The sequence below is a fragment of the Chitinophaga qingshengii genome, from assembly GCF_014529935.1.
Classification (GTDB): domain Bacteria; phylum Bacteroidota; class Bacteroidia; order Chitinophagales; family Chitinophagaceae; genus Chitinophaga; species Chitinophaga qingshengii.
Genome location: NZ_JACVFC010000001.1, coordinates 3,740,957 through 3,763,045 on the forward strand (window position 1 = coordinate 3,740,957; position 22,089 = coordinate 3,763,045).

A 22,089-nucleotide genomic window follows, 5' to 3' on the forward strand; every position below is an offset into this window, starting at 1 on the left:
ATTAATTGATTTTGGGATTTCTTGATTTTGGGATGTTGGGGAATTGATAGTACGTATTATCAACTCCCCAAAATCAAGAAATCCCAAAATCGAAAATTTAACAGTTTCACTTCATGGCGACCGTTCTTCTGCCAGCCCAAATACGTTTTACTACCCATGCCACGGTGAAAGTGGGAATAAAATCTGTTCCAGGGAACAGTTCTTCCAAAAAGTTAAAGGCACTACCAAAAGTACCAATGGGGCCGCCAAACATGCGGTAAAAAATAATTGCTGAAATCGGGGCCCAGATCAGATCGCTGACATCGCCTAATACCGGCACAGCATAGCTGGCACAACCGATCAGGTCCATCAGGATACAAAGCCATAAACTAGGGGTGTACTTTTTTTCCATTTCAACCTCCGCTTTTCGATACGTAAACAAATTGCTTACCAAAATACAATGGTAATATAAAGGTAAGAATTTCAACGCGTATGCCGACTGACATCCTTACAGACTGTGCCCTGCAGCCATCTTGCAGCAAGTGTTGCAAATACGCTTATTTTCAGTTAAATTCATGCCACTTAAAGTATATTGTAATATGCACGAGGACAATTCCCGCCGCGACATGATCAAAAAAGTAGCGACTATGGCACTGGCATCTACCGCGTTATCTTCCCTTTCCAGCAGGGTATCAGCCCACGACAAAGCTGTTGGCGAAGCCCTGAAAGGAAAAATCAACCACTCCGTATGTGCGTGGTGTTATAACATTCCGCTGGCCGATTTGTGTGTGGCCGCCAAAAAAATCGGTATCCCATCGATTGACCTGGTAGACCCCAAGGATTTTGCCATCCTGAAACAACACGACATGACCTGCGCCATGGTAGCCAGCAATGGCCCGGAATGGGGCATTACCAAAGGATTCAACAATCCTGCGCACCACGATAAACTGGAAACGTATTTCCGGCATTACATCGATGAAACTGCCAAAGCCGGTTTCTCCAACCTCATCTGCTTTTCCGGCAACCGCAATGGCCTGAGCGATGAACAGGGCATTGAAAACTGCACCAAAGGACTACAACGCATTATCAGCTATGCTGAAAAGAAAAAAGTAACCCTGGTGATGGAACTGCTCAACAGCAAGGTAGATCACCACGATTACCAGTGCGATCATACGGCTTGGGGCGTAGCCCTTTGTAAATCAGTAGGTTCTGAAAACTTCAAACTGCTGTATGATATTTACCACATGCAAATCATGGAAGGAGATGTGATCCGCAATATCCGCGATCACCATCAATATATCGCCCATTACCACACCGGCGGTGTTCCGGGCCGTCATGAAATCGACGAAACCCAGGAACTGTATTATCCCGCCATCATGAAAGCCATCTACGACACCGGTTTCAAAGGATATGTGGCACAGGAATTTATTCCTTCCCATGCCGACAAACTGGCCTCGCTGAATAACGCTATTCATATCTGCGATATCGCGTAATCATTTAAGGATTTTTTGATTTACGGATTTTGGAATTTTGGGAGGAGGGGTGCGTTTGGTGCTTATGCATTGATCATGCTAATCTTCGCTTTATAACTCCCCAAAAATCCGTAAATCAAAAAATTCCAAAATCCGTAAATTCCAAATATCTTTGCGCCCAATTAGTCCACTAAACAAGTAGGGTATTAATGAAACAATACTACAAAAAGCCACTGGCCTGGCTCTTACAGGAATCCGGAGAGGAGGGCGCCCAGGGCCTCAAGCGTACATTAAGCGGGTTTCAGCTGGTCATGCTGGGCCTCGGAGTCATCATCGGAGCAGGGTTGTTTTCCCTGACCGGCCTGGCAGCAGGTAACAATGCCGGTCCGGCGGTTACCCTTTCCTTTGTGGTAGCTGCCATCGGCTGTGCCTTTGCAGGCTTGTGTTATGCAGAATTTGCGGCCATGATACCCATCGCCGGCAGCGCTTATACGTACGCCTATACTACAATGGGAGAGCTGTTGGCCTGGATTATCGGTTGGGACCTGGTATTGGAATTCTCAGTAGGCGCAGCCACCGTTTCCATCAGCTGGTCCAACTACCTTGTGGAATTCCTCTCAGGTTATGGTATCTACCTGCCGCCACAACTGGTGCATTCGCCTTTTGAAACGGTAACACTTTCCAGTGGAGAAGTGGTACATGGCCTCTTTAATCTGCCTGCCGCCCTGGTGGTGATTCTGATGTCCTACATCCTGATGCGGGGCACCAAAGGATCTGCGATCTGGAATGCGGTGGTAGTATCGCTGAAAGTGGGTGTGGTACTCGTATTTATTGCCTTAGGGTGGAAGTATATACAACCGGCCAACCTGGTACCCTATATCCCGAAAAATACCGGCGAATTCGGCCACTTCGGGTGGTCTGGCATCCTGCGTGGCGCCGGCGTGGTTTTCTTCGTATTCCTCGGTTTTGATATCGTGAGTACGGCCGCACAGGAAACCAAAAATCCGAAACGGAATATGCCTATCGGTATCCTCGGCTCACTGGCTATCTGCACCGTATTGTTCATCATCTTTTCGCATGTAATGACCGGCCTGGCGCCCTATACCGATTTCAAAAACAGCGGCGCTCCGGTGGCTATCGCCATCTCCCATACACCCTTCAAATGGCTGGGGCAACTGGTGGTACTGGCTATCATCATCGGCTATACGTCCGTGATCATGGTAGACCTATGGGGGCAGTCACGCGTGTTTTACGCGATGTCTAAAGATGGTTTGTTACCAAAAGTCTTCTCGGAAATACATCCCCGCTTCCGCACACCGTGGAAATCCAATATTCTCTTCTGTGTTTTTATCAGTTTATTCGCCGCACTGGTGCCCATCAAGGTAGTAGGGGAGATGACCAGCATTGGTACTTTGCTGGCTTTTGTGATCGTATGTGCGGGCGTATGGATACTGCGTTATACTATGCCGGATGCACCGCGGCCGTTTAAAACGCCTTGGGTACCGTTTGTGCCGATCATGGGTATTCTTACCTGTGTGGGAATGATGGTGTTCCTGCCGTTGGATACGTGGCTGCGGCTGATCATTTGGATGGCTATCGGTATGGTGATCTACTATTGCTACGGCAGAAAACACAGCAGGGTAAGAAAGGAATTATCGTCCCGTCAATAGAACTTCCAGTCCTGCCGCAGTACGCCCATCACTACCATGTCCACAAACTGGCCATGTAGTTTGGCGTTGTGCCGCAGGATACCTTCCCTGGTAAATCCCAGCTTGATAGGGATTTGCCCGCTGCGTTCATTTTGTAATACGAAGCGGATTTCGATTTTATTCAGCCGCAGTTTTTTGAAGGCGTAGGTAATCAATGCCTGACAGGCCGCCGTAGCAATGCCTTTACCCTGGTAGGCTTCTCCCACCCAATAACCTATTTCGGCTTTCTGTACCTGGTGGTCCCATCCGTGCAGGTCCATCACACCGCATAAATGATGCTGGTACCAGATACCGAGTGCAATCGCTTCCTGCTCTTCTGCTTTGCGCTGCATCATCTGGATAAAACGGGCACTGTGTTCTTCATTGGTGTTGTAATCTACCCAGGGGAGATATTTACGAAGGTTTTTCCGGGAAGCATCCAGCTGTTTATATACCAGTGGGGCGTCCTGCAAGGTCAGTTGCCGCAGGTAAGTGTCTTCATTAACAGGTATATCTAACATAACCGGAATTCAAATGGGGGATAAACCTACGAATAAAATAACGATTTCTGAATTTATTGATAATGAATCGTTCATAAAAAAGGGCAGATCAAAATAATTGATCTGCCCTCGTCACACTTATCCATTGTCATTATTGCACGATGTGGTTAGTTCCTGGCCAGCAGGTTCCGTTTCGCCATATCCTTGATCACCTGTTGCGCGTATAATACCGCCATTCTTTCGGTTGACGGGGGATCAAAAGATTGAGACTGTACAGAGTACAGTAACTGTCCGCTTTGCAGGTCGTACAAGTTACCTTCCCACTGGTACTTGGTGTTATAGGTGATATAACCCGGTGAATAGTAGCTGTTATACCAACGGGAGTAGTAAGGCCAGAAACCCCAGTATCCATAAGGGGAATAGGCATATCCCGGTGTGTAAGTTCTTTCTCTGCCTTTATCCAGCATCACAATAGTCAGAACCTGGCTGACATCACTGCCCTGAAGCTTTCTGATCGCCTGTTTTTCACCCATTTTTATAAACTGATCAGGCCCGAATTCCTGTAAGGCTGAAACGGCGTTATAACCCTTACGCCTGAATTCAGATACGGTAAAGTTTTCCATCTGGCTTCTGAGTGCCCGGTCCTTATCAGGAACCAGTGCCATTACCATTATCTTCTTGTCCCGCTGTAACTGTTGCGCGTTATTGGCCCGCCAGGAAGAGGTAACTTTGGTACTGCAGGCAGCCATCGCCATTATCACCAATCCTGACAATATTAAACCCAGCTTTTTCATGGTTCCCTCCTTGTTTTTGTTTATATCTGTTAGACGTAATAACACACGAAATGTAACAGGCACATGATAGTTTTAACATTACTATAACGATGAAAGTCAATAGAAACGCACATAAAAAAAGACATGTTCATACGAACATGTCTTTCAAAAAAATATATATACAAATTGGTCTTAGTAATTGATGACCTGCTCTTCGATAGCAGCAGGTAACTCACGGAACTGGTACAACTGTGTACGCAGCTGTGGTTCAAAACCAGCTTCGCGGATCGCATCCTGCATGGTGCGGTACGTGAACCGGTGCGGCGCACCGGCTGCACTCACCACGTTTTCTTCAATCATGATAGAACCGAAATCGTTGGCGCCGGCATGCAGGCACAATTGCGCTACCTGTTTACCAACCGTGAGCCAGGAAGCCTGGATATTTTTAATGTTGGGCAGCATGATACGGCTCATGGCAATCATACGGATATATTCTTCCGAAGTGGTCATATTATGTACACCGCGGATTTTTGCCAGCAAGGTATCCACATCCTGGAAAGTCCAGGGGATAAAGGCGGTAAAACCATAGTGTCCTTCCGGTTTTTCGCTCTGTACCTGACGGATGTCTGCCAGGTGCTCAAAACGTTCCAGCACTGTTTCCACATGACCAAACATCATAGTGGCAGAAGAAGCTATGTTCAGTTTATGCGCGGCCCGCATAACGTCCAGCCATTCCTGTGCACCGCATTTGCCTTTGGAAATGAGGCGGCGTACACGATCGTTCAGAATTTCCGCACCGGCGCCGGGAAGGCTGTCCATGCCCGCTTCCTGCAAGGCGCGCAGTACTTCAATGTGTGTGCTTTTCTCCAGCTTGGTAATATGTGCCACTTCCGGGGGGCCGAGAGTATGCAGCCGAAGCGTAGGATACAGCTTCTTCAGCTCCCGGAACAGGTTGGTGTAGAAGCTCAGTCCCAGCTCGGGGTGATGCCCGCCCTGCAACAGCAGCTGGTCGCCACCATACTTCAGGGTCTCTTCTATCTTACGTTTATATTCTTCAATATCAGTAATATAGGCTTCGGCGTGACCGGGAATACGGTAAAAATTGCAAAACTTACAGTTGGCCGTACACACATTCGTCGTGTTCACGTTTCTGTCTATCTGCCAGGTCACCTTTCCATGCGGCACCTGTTGTTTGCGTAACTCGTTGGCAATATGCATCAGTTCTGCCAGCGGTGCATTTTCAAACATGTACACACCTTCTTCTGCTGTCAGAAACTCAAACTGCTGCGCCTTTTGATATAAATCCTGAAGTACCATATGCTATTTTCTAATCGCTGAATAACCCGACAAAGGTAGTATATCGCACAATAACAGCGGGTAATAAAAATATTTTATATGTAGCGTATTAAACATTAAATTTAGGTAAATGATCTCCTTGCATCACCTGTATGCCTAAACCAAATCTGTTACTTGCCTTGCTGCTTGCCTTGACAGCAGCCGCCGGTCTCGCTCAACCAGTACTCGCCGGAAATGCCATCCCGGAGAATGATAGTACACGGCAATCCGTGCTGATTACCCGCTTCAAATTCAAACAATATTATGGCGGCGTGGTCATCATTTCAGGAACACTCGACAACATCCCCGACACCTTGCAGTTTATCCTCGACACCGGTAGCGCCGGTATTTCCCTGGATACAGCTACCTGCGTCCGGCTGGGGCTCAAACTAACACCAACCGATAGGGTCGTGAAAGGATTGGGCGCCGCCAAAACCGTGTCTTTCGCGATGGGGCACTCCCTGAAACTACCCGGACTTACCACGGACAGCCTTGATTTCCATGTGAACGACTATGAACTGATCAGCCAGGTGTACGGTATCCAGGTGGATGGTATTATCGGTTACAGCTTCCTGAGCCGTTATATTGTAACGGTAGACTATGATACCGAAGAGATACTGGTCTATACGAAAGGCCATTTTCCCTATCCCCGGGGCGGGCAACTATTGCGGCCATCGCTCACCCAGATACCGCTGATTACCGCGCCTCTGCGCAATGAGCGGAGAACCACCCTTAACCGTTATTATTTTGATACCGGGGCGGGTATGTGCCTGTTATTGTCCACCCAGTTCACTAAGGACAGCGCACTGATCACCAACCGTCGTAAATCCCGGAAAATAATACAAACAGAAGCCCAGGGCCTCGGCGGCAAAATGCAGATGTCGCTCACTACTGTTCAGGAATTTCGTGTCGGCAACTACTCCTTCCGGAACGTGCCTACGTATATCTTCGACGACAGGACCAACATCACCGCCTATCCCTTTCTCGGCGGCATGATTGGCAACGATTTGCTGCGGCGGTTCAACATTACGCTCAACTACAGCAAAAAAGAGATATACCTGATGCCCAATACCCACTTTAAGGATATGTTTGACTATTCCTATACCGGTCTTATCATCTATCTGATTGACGGCCGGGTGGAAGTAACAGATATCATCAAAGGATCGCCGGCAGAAAAAGCCGGTATTCACAAAGGGGATATTATTATGGCTGTCAACAATAACCTCGGTGGCAACCTCCAGCTATTCCGCGAATTACTCAAGAATGTGGGCACCAGGGCCACCCTCCTGATCAGCAGGGATAACGACTTGTTAATTAAAAAGTTGCCAATAAAAAGTATTCTTTAACGTTATTTGCAGCATGTGGCGTACTCTGGTGATTGTAATATGCAGTTGCTTTCTTCTCTGCCTGCCTGCTTTTGCACAACGAAATAATGTTGCCCATGCAGCAGACAACAGCAAACCTATTGCTGTAATTCCCTTTCGCATGATCAACAAACATGTGGTCATCCCTGTGTTGCTTTCCGGCAGTACCGATACCCTGCGGTTTGTATTTGACACCGGCGCAGAAGTAACGGTGCTGGATAAACGTATTGCCGAAAAAATGCGCATCAACAGCGGCCACCAGGCTTTTATGAGCGGTACCAATAACGCCATGGTGAAAACGCAGGTAGTTACACTCAATGCATTATACCTGAAAGAATTACGCATTCCTTACGTGAACGCCTATCTGGAAAACCTGGATCATCTCGGGGAGGTCGATGGCGTAATTGGTGTAGCCCTGCTGAAGTTATATATCGTGAAGATTGATTACCACCAGCAAAAGCTGGTACTGTACCGTAACGGGAAAACGCCCATCGGTAATACGGGCCGAACACTGCATTTTCAGCTCAATTATACCACGCCGGTCGTGGATGCAGCCATCTCCATGCCGGACGGCCGTACCCTGCCGGGACATTACCATATTACCACCGGCGGCGATTACGGTATCCTTTTCAACTGGCCCTATGTAGATTCCAACCGCATCAACAGTCTGCCTACGATCAATACCGACAGGGTACAGGACATGGTGCGGGTATTGTATTACATCAATGCCACTATTCCTGCGCTGCAACTCGGCGGGCAAACCATTCCCAATGTGCCCGTGAGCTATTGTAAGGATATCAATGACGTAGGCGTATTCACCCAGATTGCCGGGTCTATCGGTTATGAAATATGGAAACAGTTCACCCTCACGATCAATTATGAGCGAAAGGAACTATACCTCGAATGACGGCCCAAATTCATACTGATAGCACCCCGCAGCCCTTATACGCCCTCAAAATGCTTCCCGGTCATGGAAAACCCGTACCCTAATTCTTAATTCCTACTACGTTATTAGTCCATTTACCCTATTTTTACTCTTATACGAATATTATATTATGATTCATTATAATAAATTTACATTAGCTAATGGGTTACGGGTAGTGGTACATGAAGACCATACCACGCCCATGGCTGTATTAAACGTACTGTACGACGTAGGCGCCAGAGATGAGAACCCGGCACAAACCGGTTTTGCGCATTTGTTTGAACACCTGATGTTTGGCGGGTCCATCAACATCCCCGAATATGATGAACCGCTGCAGATGGCAGGAGGGGAGAACAACGCCTATACGACCAGTGATCTCACCAACTACTATATACAACTGCCCGCAGAAAACATCGAAACGGCTTTCTGGCTGGAAAGCGACCGTATGTTGTCGCTCGCTTTCAGTGAAAAAAGCCTGGATGTACAACGGAAAGTAGTATCCGAAGAATTTAAGGAACATTACATCAACAAGCCTTATGGCGATGTATGGCATAAGATGCGGGAGCTGGCCTACAGTACGCATCCCTACCGCTGGATGACCATCGGCAAGGAACTGTCGCATATCGAAAATGCGCAGCTGGAAGATGTAAAAGCTTTCTTTTTCAAATTCTACCGCCCGGTGAATGCCATCCTTTCCGTAGCCGGTAATGTTACCGTAGAACAGGTGAAAACACTGGCGGAAAAATGGTTCGGCGATATTCCTTCCGGTGAAAAATACACCCGTCAACTCCCGGTAGAACCGCCGCAGACGGCAGCACACAAGCTGGAAGTAAAAGCCAACGTACCGCTGGACGCACTGTACAAATGTTATCATATGTACGCCCGTTCAGACAAACGTTATTATGCAGCAGACCTGATCTCCGATATCCTCGGTGGTGGCAGCTCTTCCCGTTTGCATCAGGTGCTCGTAAAAGAGAAAAAGCTCTTCAGTAACATCGACTGTTATCATTTCGGCAGCCTGGATGCTGGTTTGCTTACCATTGAAGGCAAGCTGGTAAAGGGTGTTAAGATGAAGGACGCCGAAAAAGCCATCCAGATCGAACTGGAAAAACTCCAGGGCGAGATCATTGCCGACAGGGAACTGCAGAAGGTGAAAAACCGCGTGGAAAGCCTGCTGGCGTTTGAAGATATGAGCCTCCTCAACCGCGCCAACAACCTGGCTTTTTATGAGCTGCTGGGCGATGCCGGCCTGATGAACAAAGAGTTTGAAAACTATGAAGTAGTTACCGCCGAAGATATTCACCGCGAAGCCAAACTGATCTTTGACGAAAAGAACGCCAATACCATTTACTATTACGCCGAAAACCAGGGATAAACATCATCTCCGTCACACGGTATAAATGAGCTATGTATGAACAGAACAATTCCCCCTCCCATTAAAGATGCTGTGGAGTTTGATATAAAGCTGAAGCCCTACGAAAAATTCACCCTGGACAACGGTATCCCCGTATATGTGATCAAATCGGAAGAGCAGGATACCCTTCAGCTGGAACTGGTGTTCCCCGCGGGTTCGTGGTATGAAAGCGAAAGCCTGGAAGCCGCCGCTACCAACTTTCTCATGAAAAACGGTACCAGCAAACGTACTGCGCTGGAAATCAACGAAAGTGTTGATTATCATGGCGCCTACCTTAACCGGAACGCATATCATGAAAATGCTACCTTCACCCTGCACTGCCTCACCAAACACACCGAGGTGCTATTGCCCGTATTGCAGGATGTGATACAGGACCCTTCTTTCCCGGAAGAAGAACTGGCCCTTTACAAACAAAACCAGAAACAAAAGCTGGCCGTGAATCTGCAGAAATGCGATTTTGTGGCCAATCGTTTCATCGATAAATACCTGTTTGGAGATTTCCATCCCTATGGCCGCGTGAGCAGCATGATGGCTTATGATGCCCTGCAAACAGAAACGCTGCGCGCATTTTATCAGAAACATTATACATACAACAACTGCCGCATTTTCGTAGCAGGCAATATGCCCGCCAATATGCTGGCGCTGTTGAACAAACATTTCGGTACCACCCGCTGGAACGGCGAATCCAGCCTCATCAGGCCGGAACTGCCTATACAGCCCGCAGAAGAAAAGAAATTCCGCATCTTTAATGATGAAAACGGCGTACAGGGCGCGGTCCGCATCGCGAGGCCTTTCCCGAACCGTTATCACCCGGACTTCCCGAAGATGCTGGTACTCAACACCATCTTCGGCGGCTATTTCGGCTCCAGGCTGATGAGCAATATCCGGGAAGACAAAGGATACACTTATGGTATCTATTCCCAGCTGTACAACTTCCGGCAGGTAAGCGCCATCAATATCCAAACCGAAGCCGGCAGGGATGTGTGTGAAGCGACCATCGAAGAAGTGTACAAAGAACTACAGCAGTTGCAGAACGTACCGGTACCCCAGGAAGAACTGGACCTGGTACGCAACTATATGATCGGTTCCATCCTGGGCGACCTGGACGGCGCTTTCCAGGTAATACAGCGCTGGAAAAACCTGATATTGAACGATCTGGACGAAAACTATTTCTACAATAACATTCAAACCATCAAGAACATCACTGCGGAAGAATTGCAGCAACTCGCCAAACAGTATTATAATCCCGGCGATTTCTACGAACTCGTAGTGATCTGATGTGATTTATCATGCAAGACGAACAACAATACCTGGCAGCAAATAAGGCACTCTGGAATAAACGTACAGCCGTGCACGTTAACTCATCCTTTTATGACGTGCCGGCCTTTCTCGAAGGCCGCAATTCGCTGAATAGTATTGAACTGGCATTGTTGAGCGATGTCAAAGGAAAACGTATCCTGCACCTGCAATGCCATTTCGGGCAGGATACGCTTTCCCTGGCACGCATGGGTGCTGAAGTGACTGGTATTGACCTGTCTGATGCAGCCATAGACCAGGCCCGCACACTTACGGCCCAACTGGGCCTGGAGCAGCAGGCGCGGTTTATCTGCTGCGATGTGTACAGTCTTCCTGAACAGTTGAAGGACAGCTTCGACATCGTTTTCACTTCCTATGGCACGATCGGCTGGCTGCCGGACCTGGACAAATGGGCCGCTGTAGTACGGCATTTCCTGAAGCCCGGCGGTGCCTTTATCATGGCTGAATTCCATCCGGTAGTATGGATGTTTGACGATCAGTTTACCCGCGTGCAGTACGATTATTTCAATACTGAAACGATCGTGGAAAATAACAACGACACTTATACCGATGCTGAAACCGGCGCTGATGTAAAAGGTGTCGCCTATTCCTGGAACCATCCACTGAGTGAGGTAATCGGCTCCCTGTTGGCACAGGGACTGCAACTACAACTGTTGCAGGAGTTTGACTATTCTCCGTATAACTGTTTCCAGCATACCACCGGCGAAAACGGGCATTATCAGATCAAAGGCATGGAAGGCAAACTGCCGATGGTATATGCATTCAAGTTCCTTAAACCTTTACATACATGAAATCGGTTCTTATCACACTGTTATTCGTAGCGGGCAGTTTTGCCGGCATGGCCCAATCCCAGTCGGAGATGAACAAACAAGCCGGTCTGGAATACAAGGAAGCAGATAAAAAGCTGAATACCATCTACCAGGAGATCCTCAAAAAATACGCGGCCAATAAAACGTTTATCAACAATTTTAAGGACGCACAGCGGCTATGGGTACAACTCCGCGATGCCCAGCTGAAGGCCATGTATCCTGAATCCGCCAAAAGCTACGGCAGTATGTTTCCCGTGTGCAAAGCCAATTACCTGACAGAGTTGACCAATCAGCGTACCGATGCGATCCGCGTATGGCTTAACGGGCTGCCTCCCGGCGAAACCTGTACCGGCTCGGTAGGCGCTACCACAGAGTAACGGCATAGATTTAATGCCGGCTTAACACCGTAGAACACTTATATCACAAATTAAGTATATTAGTTTTTGTATATTTGGCGTACAACACAGCGCCTATGAAATTTCCTATGCTTATCCTGGCGGTTTTTCTGTGTGGTAATGTTTACTGCCAATCCTCCCGCCAAACGGCGCTGGACACACTGGAAAACCGATATCAGCGTTGCTTGTCAGCCGGCAGCAACAGCTACAACTGTGCACTTGTTTATTACAAGCAGCTCGACAGTCTCCTGTACACCACCTTACAGCACCTTTACAGTCACATCAATCCTAACAGGCTACTGACGCTTCGGGTGGAACAGGGCACCTGGGAAGAGAAAAAAGAAGCCTATTTCCGCAAGATAGATGAGCGGGTGGAGAAGATGCACAAAAGCACCATGAACGGGCTGGACGATGATATGATTTCTACCGACAACAAAGCGGCTTATGTAAAAGACCGTGTTACCGCGTTACTGGACATGGAAATATAATTTACGGATTTTTTGATTTACGGATTTTGGTATTTTATGCCTCTTTGCCTTAGCAAGAAAGCATTTAGGACAGCTATGTCTACTCAAAATCAAAAAATCCGTAAATCAAAAAATCACTAAATGCTATAGTCTTTCCTGGTGTCGTAACCAGCGCTCCGGCATTTCATTGTTGCTGGCCAGGAGGTAATCATTGTACGCGCAGGGTACAAATTCCCGGTCGGGTAGTTGCATCCACCAGCGTCCGGTACGTTTACTTTTCAGGAAAACGGTTTCTATATCGGAGAAGGCTATATGAAATTCCCAGAAGGCATCGCGGTCATCCAGCATGGCTTCCTTGTTTTTAACGGAGCGCCCATCCATGAAATACCACATCATCTGCGCAATCTGGCGGGCGGTCAGCTGTTCCTTGTCTTTTTCCGGGCGGTAACCATAGATACCAAAAGAAGACAGGCGGCTGCTCATACCGGCGTAGCGGGCCAGGGAGCAGGCTTCTTCACCACTGAAACCATTAGGGGAGAGCGTATTGGCCGGCGCGTCGGTATGCCGGATAATATTGATATCGAGACTGAATAAGTCGGAGTGACGCAGCACAGGTTCCGCTTCTTCCATATTCTCACGGATACGGCCTAAACGAAAACAATCGAAACGCAGTTTATCGAGCGTTTCCAACATGCGCGGGTGTACGAAATAACTCTGGAAACCAAGGTGGTTATAGTGACGCAGATAGTTGGGCTGTTCGGTGAGGATATCCATCAGGTACCGCTCGTTACGGTGCGAAGATTCCTCCTGTAAGTCTATCAAAGCATCGGCGACCGTAGCTTCAATGATCAACTGATGCGCTGCATAGGCTTTGTATTGCGGATAGGTGAGGTCATGGGACCCGCCCAGTATCAATACCGTTTTGTTGGCCTGCACCAGTTCTCCTACCACTGTTTTCATAGCAGCGTAGGCATCGGCCAGGAATGCGCCGGAGCGCAGGTTTCCTGCATCGGCCAACCGGATATCCCGATGCCAGTTGTAAAGTTTAAAAAACTCCCGCCGGATAGCATCCGGGCCACCGGTACCGGTTTTCCCGCTAACGCTGCCCCTTTCTTCTCCCACACCCAGCAATACGATATCAGCAGCATCCAGGTCGGGATGATGTTCTTCCTCATAAGCGTCGATAACACCTCCTATCTGGAAAGCGTCATACTCCTGATCGTCATTCAGTAATGCCTTGGAAACAGGTTGCAAAAAATCCTGCAGGTGCGAAAAATCTGCCATCGCTTAGTTGAGTTTGTTTGACGGCAAACGTACAACAAGAATTTAAAAAAAATACACAATGATGCAGATAAGCAGCGGGTTATGCTACTGTAACGGAAATGCCGGAAGTGCTACTCTTAGTTGCGGTGAATAATAAACTCGAAAGGCTTATGTGCTTTACGTGAAATGGCTTTCTCCAGCACCGATCGTTTGCTGGTAATTCTGCTTTTGTTACAATCTACTACTTCCATAACTGCGCACAGATAATCCATTGTTTCAATTAAAGACAACATCTCACTGATTTGCCTTACAGCAGACTGGATCTGCTGCTCTGTGTACCTATCTTCATGTAGCAGGATCAATAAATCTCTATCTACCGGTTTCATGAAAAAAATTTTGACTGTTCCCCGAATAATTGTTTGGCCAGGTTTTCATGGGATAATTCAAAAAAAGATAAGGTAAAAATCGTTCAATGTTGTGTTAGATGTGCCTTTAGTGCATTCGTTTTTTGTTCATAGTGGGACAACCGCAATCATTTTTCTTAAACACCTTGCAACCTGTCATCGTTAAACTTCCACAAAGAAAAAAGATCACCATCCATTTAATCCTTTTCATAATGCTAATTAAATACTTCCGGTTAAATATAAGTCCTTCCTAAATTAGTTTACCTTTTCTTAACAATCACCCTTTGTAATTTAAGCTAAATTCGCAAAAAAATTCAATTTATTTGTCCACAATCCTGCCTCCCGTAAAAATTTTAACAGTGCCTCTGGACTGGGGCCTGGGACACGCCACCCGCGACATTCCGCTGATCCATGAAATGCTAAACGCAGGCGCACAGGTTTTTATTGCCGCGGAAGGAAAACATGCCGCACTGCTGAAACAGGAATTCCCGGAAATTACCATTTTACCACTGCCAGGATACCGCATCCAGTACGCTCAAAAAGGTAAGTTCTTCGGAATGAAGATCATACAACAAATTCCGAAAATATATAAGGCGGTGAAATACGAGCAACGATGGCTCAAAAAGATCGTGAAAGAATATCAGATCAACGCGGTGGTCTCTGATAACCGCTTCGGCCTGTATCATAAAGACATACCTACCGTGTTCATCACCCACCAGCTCCTCATCAAAACACCTTTCGGCGGCTGGATAGAGCGGACACTGCAGAAAATCAATTATAATTTCATCCGTAAATACAGCGCCTGCTGGATTCCGGATTTCGACGGTAAGAATAACCTCTCAGGCGAACTGGCCCATCCGGCCAAATTGCCGCCACACACCACCTACATAGGCTGCCTGAGCCGTTTTGAACCACAACAGGCGCCTGCTAAAAAGTACGACCTGCTGGTACTCATCTCCGGCCCGGAACCCCAGCGTACCAACCTGGAAAAACTGGTGCTGGACCAGGTAAAGGACCTTTCACTGAAAGCACTGATAGTGAGCGGCAAACCCGGCACTCCGTTCAATGAAGCCGTGGCCCCTGGTGTAACACATGTTAACCATCTGGATGCCAGAGCTTTAAACGAAGCCATGCTGGCCTCTGACATGGTACTGAGCCGCTCCGGCTACACCACCCTGATGGACCTGGTGAAGCTGCACAAAAAAGCGATCCTCGTACCTACGCCCGGGCAATCTGAACAGGTATACCTGGGCGAATACCTCATGGAAAAAGGCTATTTCTACTCCCTGCCGCAGGAACAATTTGAACTGAAAAAAGCATTGGACGAAGCCGCACGCTTCCCTTTCAAATCGTTCCAGCACGAACAGGATATGTCGCTTTATAAAGAAGTAGTCAGACAGTTTGTCCAAAATCTTCAAAAAAAGCAGTAAAAAAAACAACACCACACTCTTCTCCGCTCATCAGCGAAATCAGCGAAAATCTCAGCTATCAGAGGTTCCTGACTTCCGCGCCAATATAAATCCGGTCGCCGGCAATGCCTACCGGCCTTTTCAGGAAAGAATATTCCTGTAATATCAGGTCGCGGTAATCCTGTTCCTTCAGGGTTTTCTCATGCAACCCCATGGGCCTGTATTTCTGCGACCTGCGGCTGAAAAGGGCTTCGTAGCTGCCTGCCAGGGTATGCATCTCGTCCAGTTGCTCCGGCGTGATCTTTTCCGTTTTGATATCCTGCAGGGTAATACCCCGCTCTTTCGCTTTTATTTCTTCCAGAATCTTCTTGCAGGTATTGCAGGTCGACAGATGATATATCTTATTCATACGCTATTTTTATTTCCGGGTTAAAAATACATTCTGAACGTATATTGTGCTACTATCTTAATTTTGTGCATTCAAATTAATTCTTGTAGGTTTAGTGATGCAAAAGAAATTATTTTTACTCGACGCTATGGCCTTGATTTACAGGGCTTATTATGCGCTGATCAGAAATCCCAGGTTAACCAGCACCGGCCGGAATACCAACGCGCAGTTTGGATTCACCACCACCTTGCTGGATCTTATCAATAAGGAAAAACCTACCCATCTGGCCGTTGCATTTGATACGCATGCTCCTACCGAACGTCATACAACTTTCACCGACTATAAAGCCAATCGTGAAGATGCCCCGGAAGACCTGCTGGAAGCTCTCCCTGATATAAAACGGATCATCGAAGGGTTTAATATACCAGTGGTAGAATTAGATGGTTACGAAGCCGATGATGTGATTGGGACCCTTGCCTGGCAGGCTGCTGACGCCGGTTATACCGTGTATATGGTAACGCCCGACAAAGACTACGGCCAGCTGGTGAAAGAGAATGTATTTATCTACAAACCACCATACATGGGCAGCAAGGAAGAAATTATGGGCCCTAAGGAGGTGTGTGAAAAATGGCAGATCAAAGACGTACATCAGGTGATCGATATCCTCGGCCTGATGGGTGACGCGGTGGATAATATACCCGGTATTGCCGGTGTCGGTGAAAAAACAGCCATGAAACTGCTGGCTCAGTATGAAACACTGGAAAATGTACTGGCTAATGCAGACGCCATTGGCGGTAAAATGGGAGAGAAGATCAAAGCGGGCCACGATAACGCCCTGCTATCCAAAGAACTGGCTACTATCATCACCAATGTGCCGGTTACCTTCCATGAAGAAGATTTCAGTCTGACGGAGATTCATAAAGAAAAACTGACGGAGATTTTTACCGAACTGGAGTTTAAATCCCTCGGTAAAAGAGTATTGGGTGACAGTTTCGCCTTCGGCGGCAGTGCTGCCGAACCGGCTAAACCCAAAGTGGTGCAAACCGACCTTTTCGGCCAGGCGGTGGAAACAGCCGTGGCAGAAGAACCGGCAGTCTCCGAAGCCACCAGCTTCCTGGCGCCGGATAAAAACATTCACAATACACCTCACGAATACCAGCTGATAGACACGCCTGAAAAACGGGCCGCACTGCTGGCCGATCTCCTGCAACAAAAGGAAGTCGCCTTCGATACCGAAACAACCGGTACTGATGCCAATGAAGCCGATATCGTGGGTATGAGCTTCGCCTATAAAAACGCGGAAGCCTATTACATTCCCCTGCCGGCCGATTACGCCACCGCCCGCGCTATTATGCACGAGTTCAAACCGCTGTTTGAACATCCGTCCATCACGCTGGTAGGCCAGAATATCAAATACGATATGCTGGTGCTGAAATGGTATGGACTGGAACTGACAGCGCAGCTTTTTGATACCATGCTGGCCCATTACCTCATTGAGCCGGAAGGCCGCAGAAGTATGGACGCACTGAGTGCGCAATACCTGCAATACGAGCCGGTAGCCATCGAAAGCCTGATCGGCAAAAAAGGCAAAGGACAGGGTACCATGCGGGATGTGGAAGTAGAAAAAATCAAGGAATATGCTGCTGAAGATGCCGACATCACCCTGCAGCTGAAACATACTTTTGTGCCGATGTTGCCCGAAAAGGCCGTGGAGAAAGTGTTTTATGAAGTGGAAAACCCACTTGTGAAAGTACTGACCGATATGGAGTTTGAAGGCATCGCTATTGATACGCAGGCACTGGCCGACTATTCCCGTGAACTGGAAACAGAAATCAAACGGGCGGAAGAAAGTGTATACGAACAAGCCGGCGTAAGGTTTAAACTGGCATCCCCCAAACAACTGGGTGAAGTGCTGTTTGAAAAATTACAGCTGGACCCGAAAGCGAAAAAAACCAGGACCGGGCAATATGCTACCGGTGAGGACGTGCTGCAGAAGCTGGCCAACAAACACAAGATCGTGGATGACATTTTGATTTTCCGCGAACTGAGCAAGTTGAAGTCAACTTACGTAGATGCGTTACCGTTAATGATCAACCGGCGTACCGGCCGTGTGCATACTTCCTATAATCAGGCAGTAGCAGTAACAGGCCGTTTGAGCTCTAACAATCCCAATCTTCAGAACATCCCTATCCGGACAGACAGGGGACGGGAAGTGAGAAAAGCATTTGTGCCCCGCAGCGACGAGTTTGTGTTGTTGTCTGCCGACTACTCGCAGATTGAATTGCGTATCATTGCGGCTATTGCGCAGGATGAGCAGATGATGGATGCCTTCCGAAGGAAGATAGATATTCACGCGGCAACCGCCGCCAAAGTGTACAATGTACCGTTGGAAGAAGTGACGTCAGATATGCGCCGGAATGCCAAGAGTGTCAACTTCGGTATTATCTATGGTGTAAGCGCCTTCGGTTTGTCTGAAAACCTGGGCATTGCCAGAAGTGAGGCTAAAACCCTTATCGACAACTACTTCGCACAATACCCGTCCATTAAAAAATATATGGACGACCAGGTACGGTTTGCACAAACTAACGGCTACGTACAAACGATGTTGGGCCGTAAAAGATGGCTGAAAGACATCAACTCTTCCAATGCAGTAGTACGTGGCTATGCGGAAAGGAATGCGATCAACATGCCTATACAGGGCACCGCAGCGGATATGATTAAGCTGGCGATGATCGCTATTCACAAGGCGTTTAAGGAAAGGGACCTGAAATCCAGGATGATCCTGCAGGTGCATGACGAATTGGTGTTTGACGCTCATCGTTCAGAACTCGACATTATTAAACCCCTCATATTGGATTGTATGCGTAATGCACTACCGTTGGCCGTTCCCGTTGAAGCTGAAATGGGACTCGGTGAAAACTGGCTGCAGGCGCACTAACTTTATTTGCTCATTTTTTCATGTTGTTATTTAATTATTGGGATCGGAAGAAGCCGATACCCCAGGCCTCTCCAATAGCCAAATAACCCAATGAAAAAATGAGCAAATGGTTGTATTTCCCAAAACAGTTTACTAGTTTCAAAACATGATCCAAACTCCTCGACTACAACTGTTGCCATGCACATTGCAGCATTTTGAGTCGCTATTACAGGGCAATGATACACTGGCCGAACTCCTTGGAATTTCAGTTCCGGAAGGATGGACCGAATATCCTGAAATGGTGCTGGTAGCATATGATAAATTACGCAACGATCCTGCTATGCTCGGCTGGTTCTTTTACCTCGTTATTCACCGGGAAGACAAACGCCTGATTGGCGCCGGTGGCTTTAAAGGTAAGCCCACCCACCAGGGATTCGTTGAAATGGGCTATGAAATTACAGCTGGTTACCGGGAACAGGGACTGGGCTCGGAAATGGCGCAAGCCCTGGTGCGCTTCGCTTTCGGGCATTCCTACGTCAAAAAAGTACTTGCCCATACCGAAGAGGAATACAATGCCTCAGTTAAAATATTACAAAAAGCAGGAATGCGATTTGTCGGCACTGTCAAAAACAAGGAAAACGAAGACCTCTGGGAGTGGGAAATTACCAGGGAACAATACCAGGAACAACAAAAAGCCTTCGAAAAGCTGTAGCAAGCTCCGTTCATCCATCTTTTTAAAGATGGAATACCCCGATTCCCTTATTTTTGGCCCTTGTCTAAAACCTGTCTTAACACATGAAGAAATGGATGATCAGTGCTGCCATGCTGTGCAGTACTGCAGTATTTGCGCAAACTAGCAGCAATGTGGAAGGTAGCCGCTACCAGTTTACCGTTATCAAAAATATGGACGCAGGAGATGTACAGAACCAGGGCCGCACCGGCACCTGCTGGTCTTTTTCCGGTCTGTCCTTTTTTGAATCTGAACTGCTCCGCAACGGAAAAGGTAAAGGTCTGAACCTCAGCGAAATGTTCGTTGTCCGCAAAATGTACCCGCTGAAAGCGGCCAACTATGTCAGAATGCATGGTAAAGCCAACTTCGGCGAAGGCGGCGGATTCCCCGACGACCTGCTGTGCCTGCGCGAATATGGTCTGGTGCCACAGAGCGTTTATGATGGCAACAAAGGCAAAATGTACAACCACGCCGAAATGGAAGGCCTGCTGGAAGGTATGGCAAAAACCATCGGTAACGCCAACGGTACCATCAACCCCGACTGGCAGAAAGCGTTCGACGGTGTACTGAACGCCTACATGGGCGAAGCTCCGGAGAAATTCCAGTATAACGGTAAATCCTATACGCCACAGTCCTTCGCTAAAGAACTGGGCCTCAGCGCCGACGATTATGTACTGATCTCCTCCTTCACCCACCATCCGTACAACAGCCAGTTCGTACTGGAAGTACCGGATAACTGGAACTGGGAAAAAGTATACAACGTAAACCTCGATGACTTTAACCGTATCGCGGAAACTGCCGTTACCAACGGCTACACCCTCGCATGGGCCGCAGACGTAAGCGAAAAAGGCTTCAACTTTAAAGAAGGCCTCGCTATCGTACCGGAAAAAGACTGGACTGATATGTCTGCCGAAGAAAGGAAAAACGCATTCCTCGAACCAGGAAAAGAAAAAACCATTACCCCCGAAGTTCGCCAGCTCGCCTTCGATAACTACGAAACGCAGGACGACCATGGTATGCATATCGTTGGTATCGTGAAAGACCAGAACGGTAATAAATACTTCCGCGTGAAAAACTCCTGGGGCACCGATAACTTCGGCCAGGGCTATTTCTACGCTTCCCTGCCATATTTCGCTTATAAAACCACCTGCTTTATGGTGAATAAAAAAGCTCTGCCGGCGGATATCGCAAAGAAATTAAAACTGTAATGGACATGATGAATGCTGATTTCGCTGATGAGCGAAGAACAGCGTGAAGATATAAGCGAAGGCTGACCATCAGGTCAGCCTTCCTTTTTTTTGATAAATACTGTTCTTTTATTTAGTTGACTTTGTCAACTAAATAAATTTGATTAAGTCAAATGGTTATTTATAATAATTTGATTGATAGATAATTGATTATTATTTTCCCTCCTGGCGCTGGGTGAGATCATAACTGCCCAGCCTTATTTTCACCGGTATCCCGGTCTGTTTCTGCCAGCTCCATTCCTGTTTACAGAAAAAACCGAAATGCTGGTCATAATAACTGTGAGGCGTCATTAAATATACCGGAGGGGGTGGGATTTGTTTTGGGCTCCCGGCAACTGTTGCCGATGCCAGATGAACTAAAGGAAAGCGATTCGAAGTTCCCTTTATGGATAACAAACCGGGAAAAGACAATACAGGTTTCCCGGCCTGCGCCGGAAACGCCAGCGAAACCCGCTGAGGCGGCACCTCCATCATCTTAGCCGCTGAAACCTGCGCCTGTACATATACAGGCCCGGACAGCAGCCAGCAACCCAATATCCACCTGTTCATCTTTCTGCAATATTTCAGGTAATGGCTTCAAAACTACCGATACCTTCACGTATCAGTTCCGGCTCAGCACCGGTACAATCTATCACTGTAGAAAATCCCATCCCGCCAGGACCACCATCCACCACGATATCCACTACTTTACCGAATTTCTCATAAATGATTTCCGGGTCCGTATATTCTTCTACGTAGTGATCAACAGGCAACGTGGTACTCATTAGCGGGTTGTCCAGTTCTTTCACAATCGTACGACAGATATTATTATCCGGTACCCTGATACCCACCGTGTCTTTTTTGGTCTTCAACAGTTTAGGCACCATCTTACTGGCAGGCAAAATAAAGGTGTAAGGCCCCGGCAACGCTTTCTTCAGCATTCTGAAGATAGGCGTGTCCACACTCTTGGCGTAATCAGATAAATGGCTCAGATCATAACAAATGAAGGAAAAATTCGCCTTCTTTGGATCAATCTGTTTAATCCGTGCAATACGTTCTATGGCTTTATGCTGGGTGATATCACACCCTAACCCATATACGGTATCCGTTGGATAGATGATAATACCTCCATCCTTCAGACATTCGATGATCGTTTTTATGTTACGGGGATTCGGATTCTCCGGATGTACGTTCAACAGCATAGTATCATGAATTAAGTAAAAACAGGGGCGCAACAACCGTGCTGCTATTGTAAATTTACCAAATAATATGCTCACAATAGAGGAATGACTAATTCGTAATTCATAATTCCAC

At 47.4% G+C, this 22,089-nt stretch carries 22 protein-coding genes; 13 read left to right on the forward strand and 9 right to left on the reverse strand.

The genetic code is table 11. The features are described from left to right. Positions 1-106 precede the first annotated feature (106 nt). On the reverse strand, positions 107-391 hold the full coding sequence (locus ICL07_RS14640; RefSeq protein ID WP_188088633.1) for a hypothetical protein: 285 nt from the start codon (positions 389-391) through the stop codon (positions 107-109). Positions 392-578: 187 nt separating this feature from the next. Between ICL07_RS14640 and ICL07_RS14645 the strand changes: the two genes are divergently transcribed. Both ICL07_RS14645 and ICL07_RS14650 read left to right on the forward strand, forming a co-directional pair. After that, positions 579-1,472 carry a hydroxypyruvate isomerase family protein gene (locus tag ICL07_RS14645; RefSeq protein WP_188088634.1) on the forward strand — a complete coding sequence of 298 codons (894 nt, stop codon included), beginning with the start codon at positions 579-581 and terminating at the stop codon, positions 1,470-1,472. A gap of 188 nt (positions 1,473-1,660) precedes the next feature. Next, positions 1,661-3,121: an amino acid permease gene (locus ICL07_RS14650; RefSeq protein ID WP_188088635.1), complete on the forward strand. Its 1,461-nt coding sequence runs from the start codon at positions 1,661-1,663 to the stop codon at positions 3,119-3,121. Here ICL07_RS14650 and ICL07_RS14655 read toward each other — a convergent pair. From ICL07_RS14655 to mqnC, 3 genes are all read right to left on the reverse strand, one after another. After that, on the reverse strand, positions 3,115-3,660 hold the full coding sequence (locus tag ICL07_RS14655) for a GNAT family N-acetyltransferase (protein WP_188088636.1): 546 nt from the start codon (positions 3,658-3,660) through the stop codon (positions 3,115-3,117). The two genes, ICL07_RS14650 and ICL07_RS14655, sit on opposite strands and share 7 nt — an antisense overlap. Positions 3,661-3,806: 146 nt before the next feature. Further along, positions 3,807-4,433: a hypothetical protein gene (locus ICL07_RS14660; RefSeq protein WP_188088637.1), complete on the reverse strand. Its 627-nt coding sequence runs from the start codon at positions 4,431-4,433 to the stop codon at positions 3,807-3,809. Between the two features lie 171 nt (positions 4,434-4,604). Next, on the reverse strand, positions 4,605-5,729 hold the full coding sequence (gene mqnC, locus ICL07_RS14665; RefSeq protein ID WP_188088638.1) for a cyclic dehypoxanthinyl futalosine synthase: 1,125 nt from the start codon (positions 5,727-5,729) through the stop codon (positions 4,605-4,607). A gap of 131 nt (positions 5,730-5,860) precedes the next feature. Here mqnC and ICL07_RS14670 point away from each other — a divergent pair, with 131 nt between their 5' ends. The 7 genes from ICL07_RS14670 (at position 5,861) to ICL07_RS14700 (ending at position 12,459) form a co-directional block, all read left to right on the forward strand. Next, a complete protein-coding gene (locus ICL07_RS14670) occupies positions 5,861-7,093 on the forward strand; it encodes an aspartyl protease family protein (protein ID WP_188088639.1) in 1,233 nt (410 codons plus the stop codon). Between the two features lie 139 nt (positions 7,094-7,232). Then, positions 7,233-8,018, forward strand: a complete 786-nt coding sequence (locus ICL07_RS14675; protein ID WP_188088640.1) for a retropepsin-like aspartic protease — start codon at positions 7,233-7,235, stop codon at positions 8,016-8,018. 148 nt (positions 8,019-8,166) lie between these two features. Further along, positions 8,167-9,411: a M16 family metallopeptidase gene (locus ICL07_RS14680; protein ID WP_188088641.1), complete on the forward strand. Its 1,245-nt coding sequence runs from the start codon at positions 8,167-8,169 to the stop codon at positions 9,409-9,411. A gap of 36 nt (positions 9,412-9,447) precedes the next feature. Beyond that, positions 9,448-10,728, forward strand: a complete 1,281-nt coding sequence (locus tag ICL07_RS14685) for a M16 family metallopeptidase (protein ID WP_188088642.1) — start codon at positions 9,448-9,450, stop codon at positions 10,726-10,728. A gap of 11 nt (positions 10,729-10,739) precedes the next feature. Beyond that, positions 10,740-11,558 (forward strand): class I SAM-dependent methyltransferase, encoded by an 819-nt coding sequence (locus ICL07_RS14690; protein WP_188088643.1) that lies wholly within the window; start codon positions 10,740-10,742, stop codon positions 11,556-11,558. Then, complete coding sequence (locus ICL07_RS14695; RefSeq protein WP_188088644.1) at positions 11,555-11,953, forward strand: lysozyme inhibitor LprI family protein; 399 nt, start codon at positions 11,555-11,557, stop codon at positions 11,951-11,953. Before ICL07_RS14690 ends, ICL07_RS14695 begins: the two co-directional genes overlap by 4 nt. A 95-nt stretch (positions 11,954-12,048) precedes the next feature. After that, the gene (locus ICL07_RS14700; protein ID WP_188088645.1) at positions 12,049-12,459 is read left to right on the forward strand and encodes a hypothetical protein; all 411 of its coding nucleotides are present in this window, start codon (positions 12,049-12,051) and stop codon (positions 12,457-12,459) included. A 123-nt stretch (positions 12,460-12,582) separates the two neighbouring features. Here ICL07_RS14700 and ICL07_RS14705 read toward each other — a convergent pair whose 3' ends face one another. Together ICL07_RS14705 and ICL07_RS14710 are read right to left on the reverse strand one after the other, a co-directional pair. Beyond that, complete coding sequence (locus ICL07_RS14705; protein ID WP_188088646.1) at positions 12,583-13,722, reverse strand: formimidoylglutamase; 1,140 nt, start codon at positions 13,720-13,722, stop codon at positions 12,583-12,585. Positions 13,723-13,838: 116 nt separating this feature from the next. Further along, complete coding sequence (locus tag ICL07_RS14710; protein ID WP_078669652.1) at positions 13,839-14,087, reverse strand: hypothetical protein; 249 nt, start codon at positions 14,085-14,087, stop codon at positions 13,839-13,841. A 377-nt stretch (positions 14,088-14,464) separates the two neighbouring features. On the opposite strand from ICL07_RS14710, the gene ICL07_RS14715 reads away from it, so the two are divergent. Further along, complete coding sequence (locus ICL07_RS14715; protein WP_188088647.1) at positions 14,465-15,535, forward strand: glycosyltransferase; 1,071 nt, start codon at positions 14,465-14,467, stop codon at positions 15,533-15,535. Between the two features lie 58 nt (positions 15,536-15,593). Here ICL07_RS14715 and ICL07_RS14720 read toward each other — a convergent pair whose 3' ends face one another. Next, positions 15,594-15,923: an arsenate reductase family protein gene (locus ICL07_RS14720; RefSeq protein ID WP_188088648.1), complete on the reverse strand. Its 330-nt coding sequence runs from the start codon at positions 15,921-15,923 to the stop codon at positions 15,594-15,596. 97 nt (positions 15,924-16,020) lie between these two features. Here ICL07_RS14720 and polA point away from each other — a divergent pair, with 97 nt between their 5' ends. From polA to ICL07_RS14735, 3 genes are all read left to right on the forward strand, one after another. Beyond that, positions 16,021-18,840, forward strand: a complete 2,820-nt coding sequence (gene polA / locus ICL07_RS14725) for a DNA polymerase I (protein ID WP_188088649.1) — start codon at positions 16,021-16,023, stop codon at positions 18,838-18,840. A gap of 145 nt (positions 18,841-18,985) precedes the next feature. Next, a complete protein-coding gene (locus tag ICL07_RS14730) occupies positions 18,986-19,531 on the forward strand; it encodes a GNAT family N-acetyltransferase (protein ID WP_188088650.1) in 546 nt (181 codons plus the stop codon). Positions 19,532-19,614: 83 nt separating this feature from the next. Further along, positions 19,615-20,757, forward strand: a complete 1,143-nt coding sequence (locus ICL07_RS14735; protein ID WP_188088651.1) for a C1 family peptidase — start codon at positions 19,615-19,617, stop codon at positions 20,755-20,757. 192 nt (positions 20,758-20,949) lie between these two features. Here the strand turns inward: ICL07_RS14735 and ICL07_RS14740 are convergent, their stop codons facing one another. Then, the gene (locus ICL07_RS14740) at positions 20,950-21,345 is read right to left on the reverse strand and encodes a hypothetical protein (protein ID WP_188088652.1); all 396 of its coding nucleotides are present in this window, start codon (positions 21,343-21,345) and stop codon (positions 20,950-20,952) included. Positions 21,346-21,359: 14 nt separating this feature from the next. Beyond that, positions 21,360-21,977 carry an L-threonylcarbamoyladenylate synthase gene (locus tag ICL07_RS14745; RefSeq protein WP_188088653.1) on the reverse strand — a complete coding sequence of 206 codons (618 nt, stop codon included), beginning with the start codon at positions 21,975-21,977 and terminating at the stop codon, positions 21,360-21,362. Positions 21,978-22,089 lie beyond the last annotated feature (112 nt).

What these genes read in the sequence shown, in the direction of transcription:
- ICL07_RS14740 (WP_188088652.1), bottom strand. Translation starts at nt 21,345, where the DNA reads ATGAACAGGTGGATATTGGGTTGCTGGCTGCTGTCCGGGCCTGTATAT.
- ICL07_RS14720 (WP_188088648.1), bottom strand. Translation starts at nt 15,923, where the DNA reads ATGAATAAGATATATCATCTGTCGACCTGCAATACCTGCAAGAAGATT.
- ICL07_RS14660 (WP_188088637.1), bottom strand. Translation starts at nt 4,433, where the DNA reads ATGAAAAAGCTGGGTTTAATATTGTCAGGATTGGTGATAATGGCGATG.
- ICL07_RS14680 (WP_188088641.1), top strand. Translation starts at nt 8,167, where the DNA reads ATGATTCATTATAATAAATTTACATTAGCTAATGGGTTACGGGTAGTG.
- ICL07_RS14690 (WP_188088643.1), top strand. Translation starts at nt 10,740, where the DNA reads ATGCAAGACGAACAACAATACCTGGCAGCAAATAAGGCACTCTGGAAT.
- ICL07_RS14650 (WP_188088635.1), top strand. Translation starts at nt 1,661, where the DNA reads ATGAAACAATACTACAAAAAGCCACTGGCCTGGCTCTTACAGGAATCC.
- polA (WP_188088649.1), top strand. Translation starts at nt 16,021, where the DNA reads ATGCAAAAGAAATTATTTTTACTCGACGCTATGGCCTTGATTTACAGG.
- ICL07_RS14730 (WP_188088650.1), top strand. Translation starts at nt 18,986, where the DNA reads ATGATCCAAACTCCTCGACTACAACTGTTGCCATGCACATTGCAGCAT.
- ICL07_RS14655 (WP_188088636.1), bottom strand. Translation starts at nt 3,660, where the DNA reads ATGTTAGATATACCTGTTAATGAAGACACTTACCTGCGGCAACTGACC.
- ICL07_RS14735 (WP_188088651.1), top strand. Translation starts at nt 19,615, where the DNA reads ATGAAGAAATGGATGATCAGTGCTGCCATGCTGTGCAGTACTGCAGTA.
- ICL07_RS14670 (WP_188088639.1), top strand. Translation starts at nt 5,861, where the DNA reads ATGCCTAAACCAAATCTGTTACTTGCCTTGCTGCTTGCCTTGACAGCA.
- mqnC (WP_188088638.1), bottom strand. Translation starts at nt 5,729, where the DNA reads ATGGTACTTCAGGATTTATATCAAAAGGCGCAGCAGTTTGAGTTTCTG.
- ICL07_RS14695 (WP_188088644.1), top strand. Translation starts at nt 11,555, where the DNA reads ATGAAATCGGTTCTTATCACACTGTTATTCGTAGCGGGCAGTTTTGCC.
- ICL07_RS14640 (WP_188088633.1), bottom strand. Translation starts at nt 391, where the DNA reads ATGGAAAAAAAGTACACCCCTAGTTTATGGCTTTGTATCCTGATGGAC.
- ICL07_RS14745 (WP_188088653.1), bottom strand. Translation starts at nt 21,977, where the DNA reads ATGCTGTTGAACGTACATCCGGAGAATCCGAATCCCCGTAACATAAAA.
- ICL07_RS14675 (WP_188088640.1), top strand. Translation starts at nt 7,233, where the DNA reads ATGATCAACAAACATGTGGTCATCCCTGTGTTGCTTTCCGGCAGTACC.
- ICL07_RS14645 (WP_188088634.1), top strand. Translation starts at nt 579, where the DNA reads ATGCACGAGGACAATTCCCGCCGCGACATGATCAAAAAAGTAGCGACT.
- ICL07_RS14700 (WP_188088645.1), top strand. Translation starts at nt 12,049, where the DNA reads ATGAAATTTCCTATGCTTATCCTGGCGGTTTTTCTGTGTGGTAATGTT.
- ICL07_RS14685 (WP_188088642.1), top strand. Translation starts at nt 9,448, where the DNA reads ATGAACAGAACAATTCCCCCTCCCATTAAAGATGCTGTGGAGTTTGAT.
- ICL07_RS14710 (WP_078669652.1), bottom strand. Translation starts at nt 14,087, where the DNA reads ATGAAACCGGTAGATAGAGATTTATTGATCCTGCTACATGAAGATAGG.
- ICL07_RS14705 (WP_188088646.1), bottom strand. Translation starts at nt 13,722, where the DNA reads ATGGCAGATTTTTCGCACCTGCAGGATTTTTTGCAACCTGTTTCCAAG.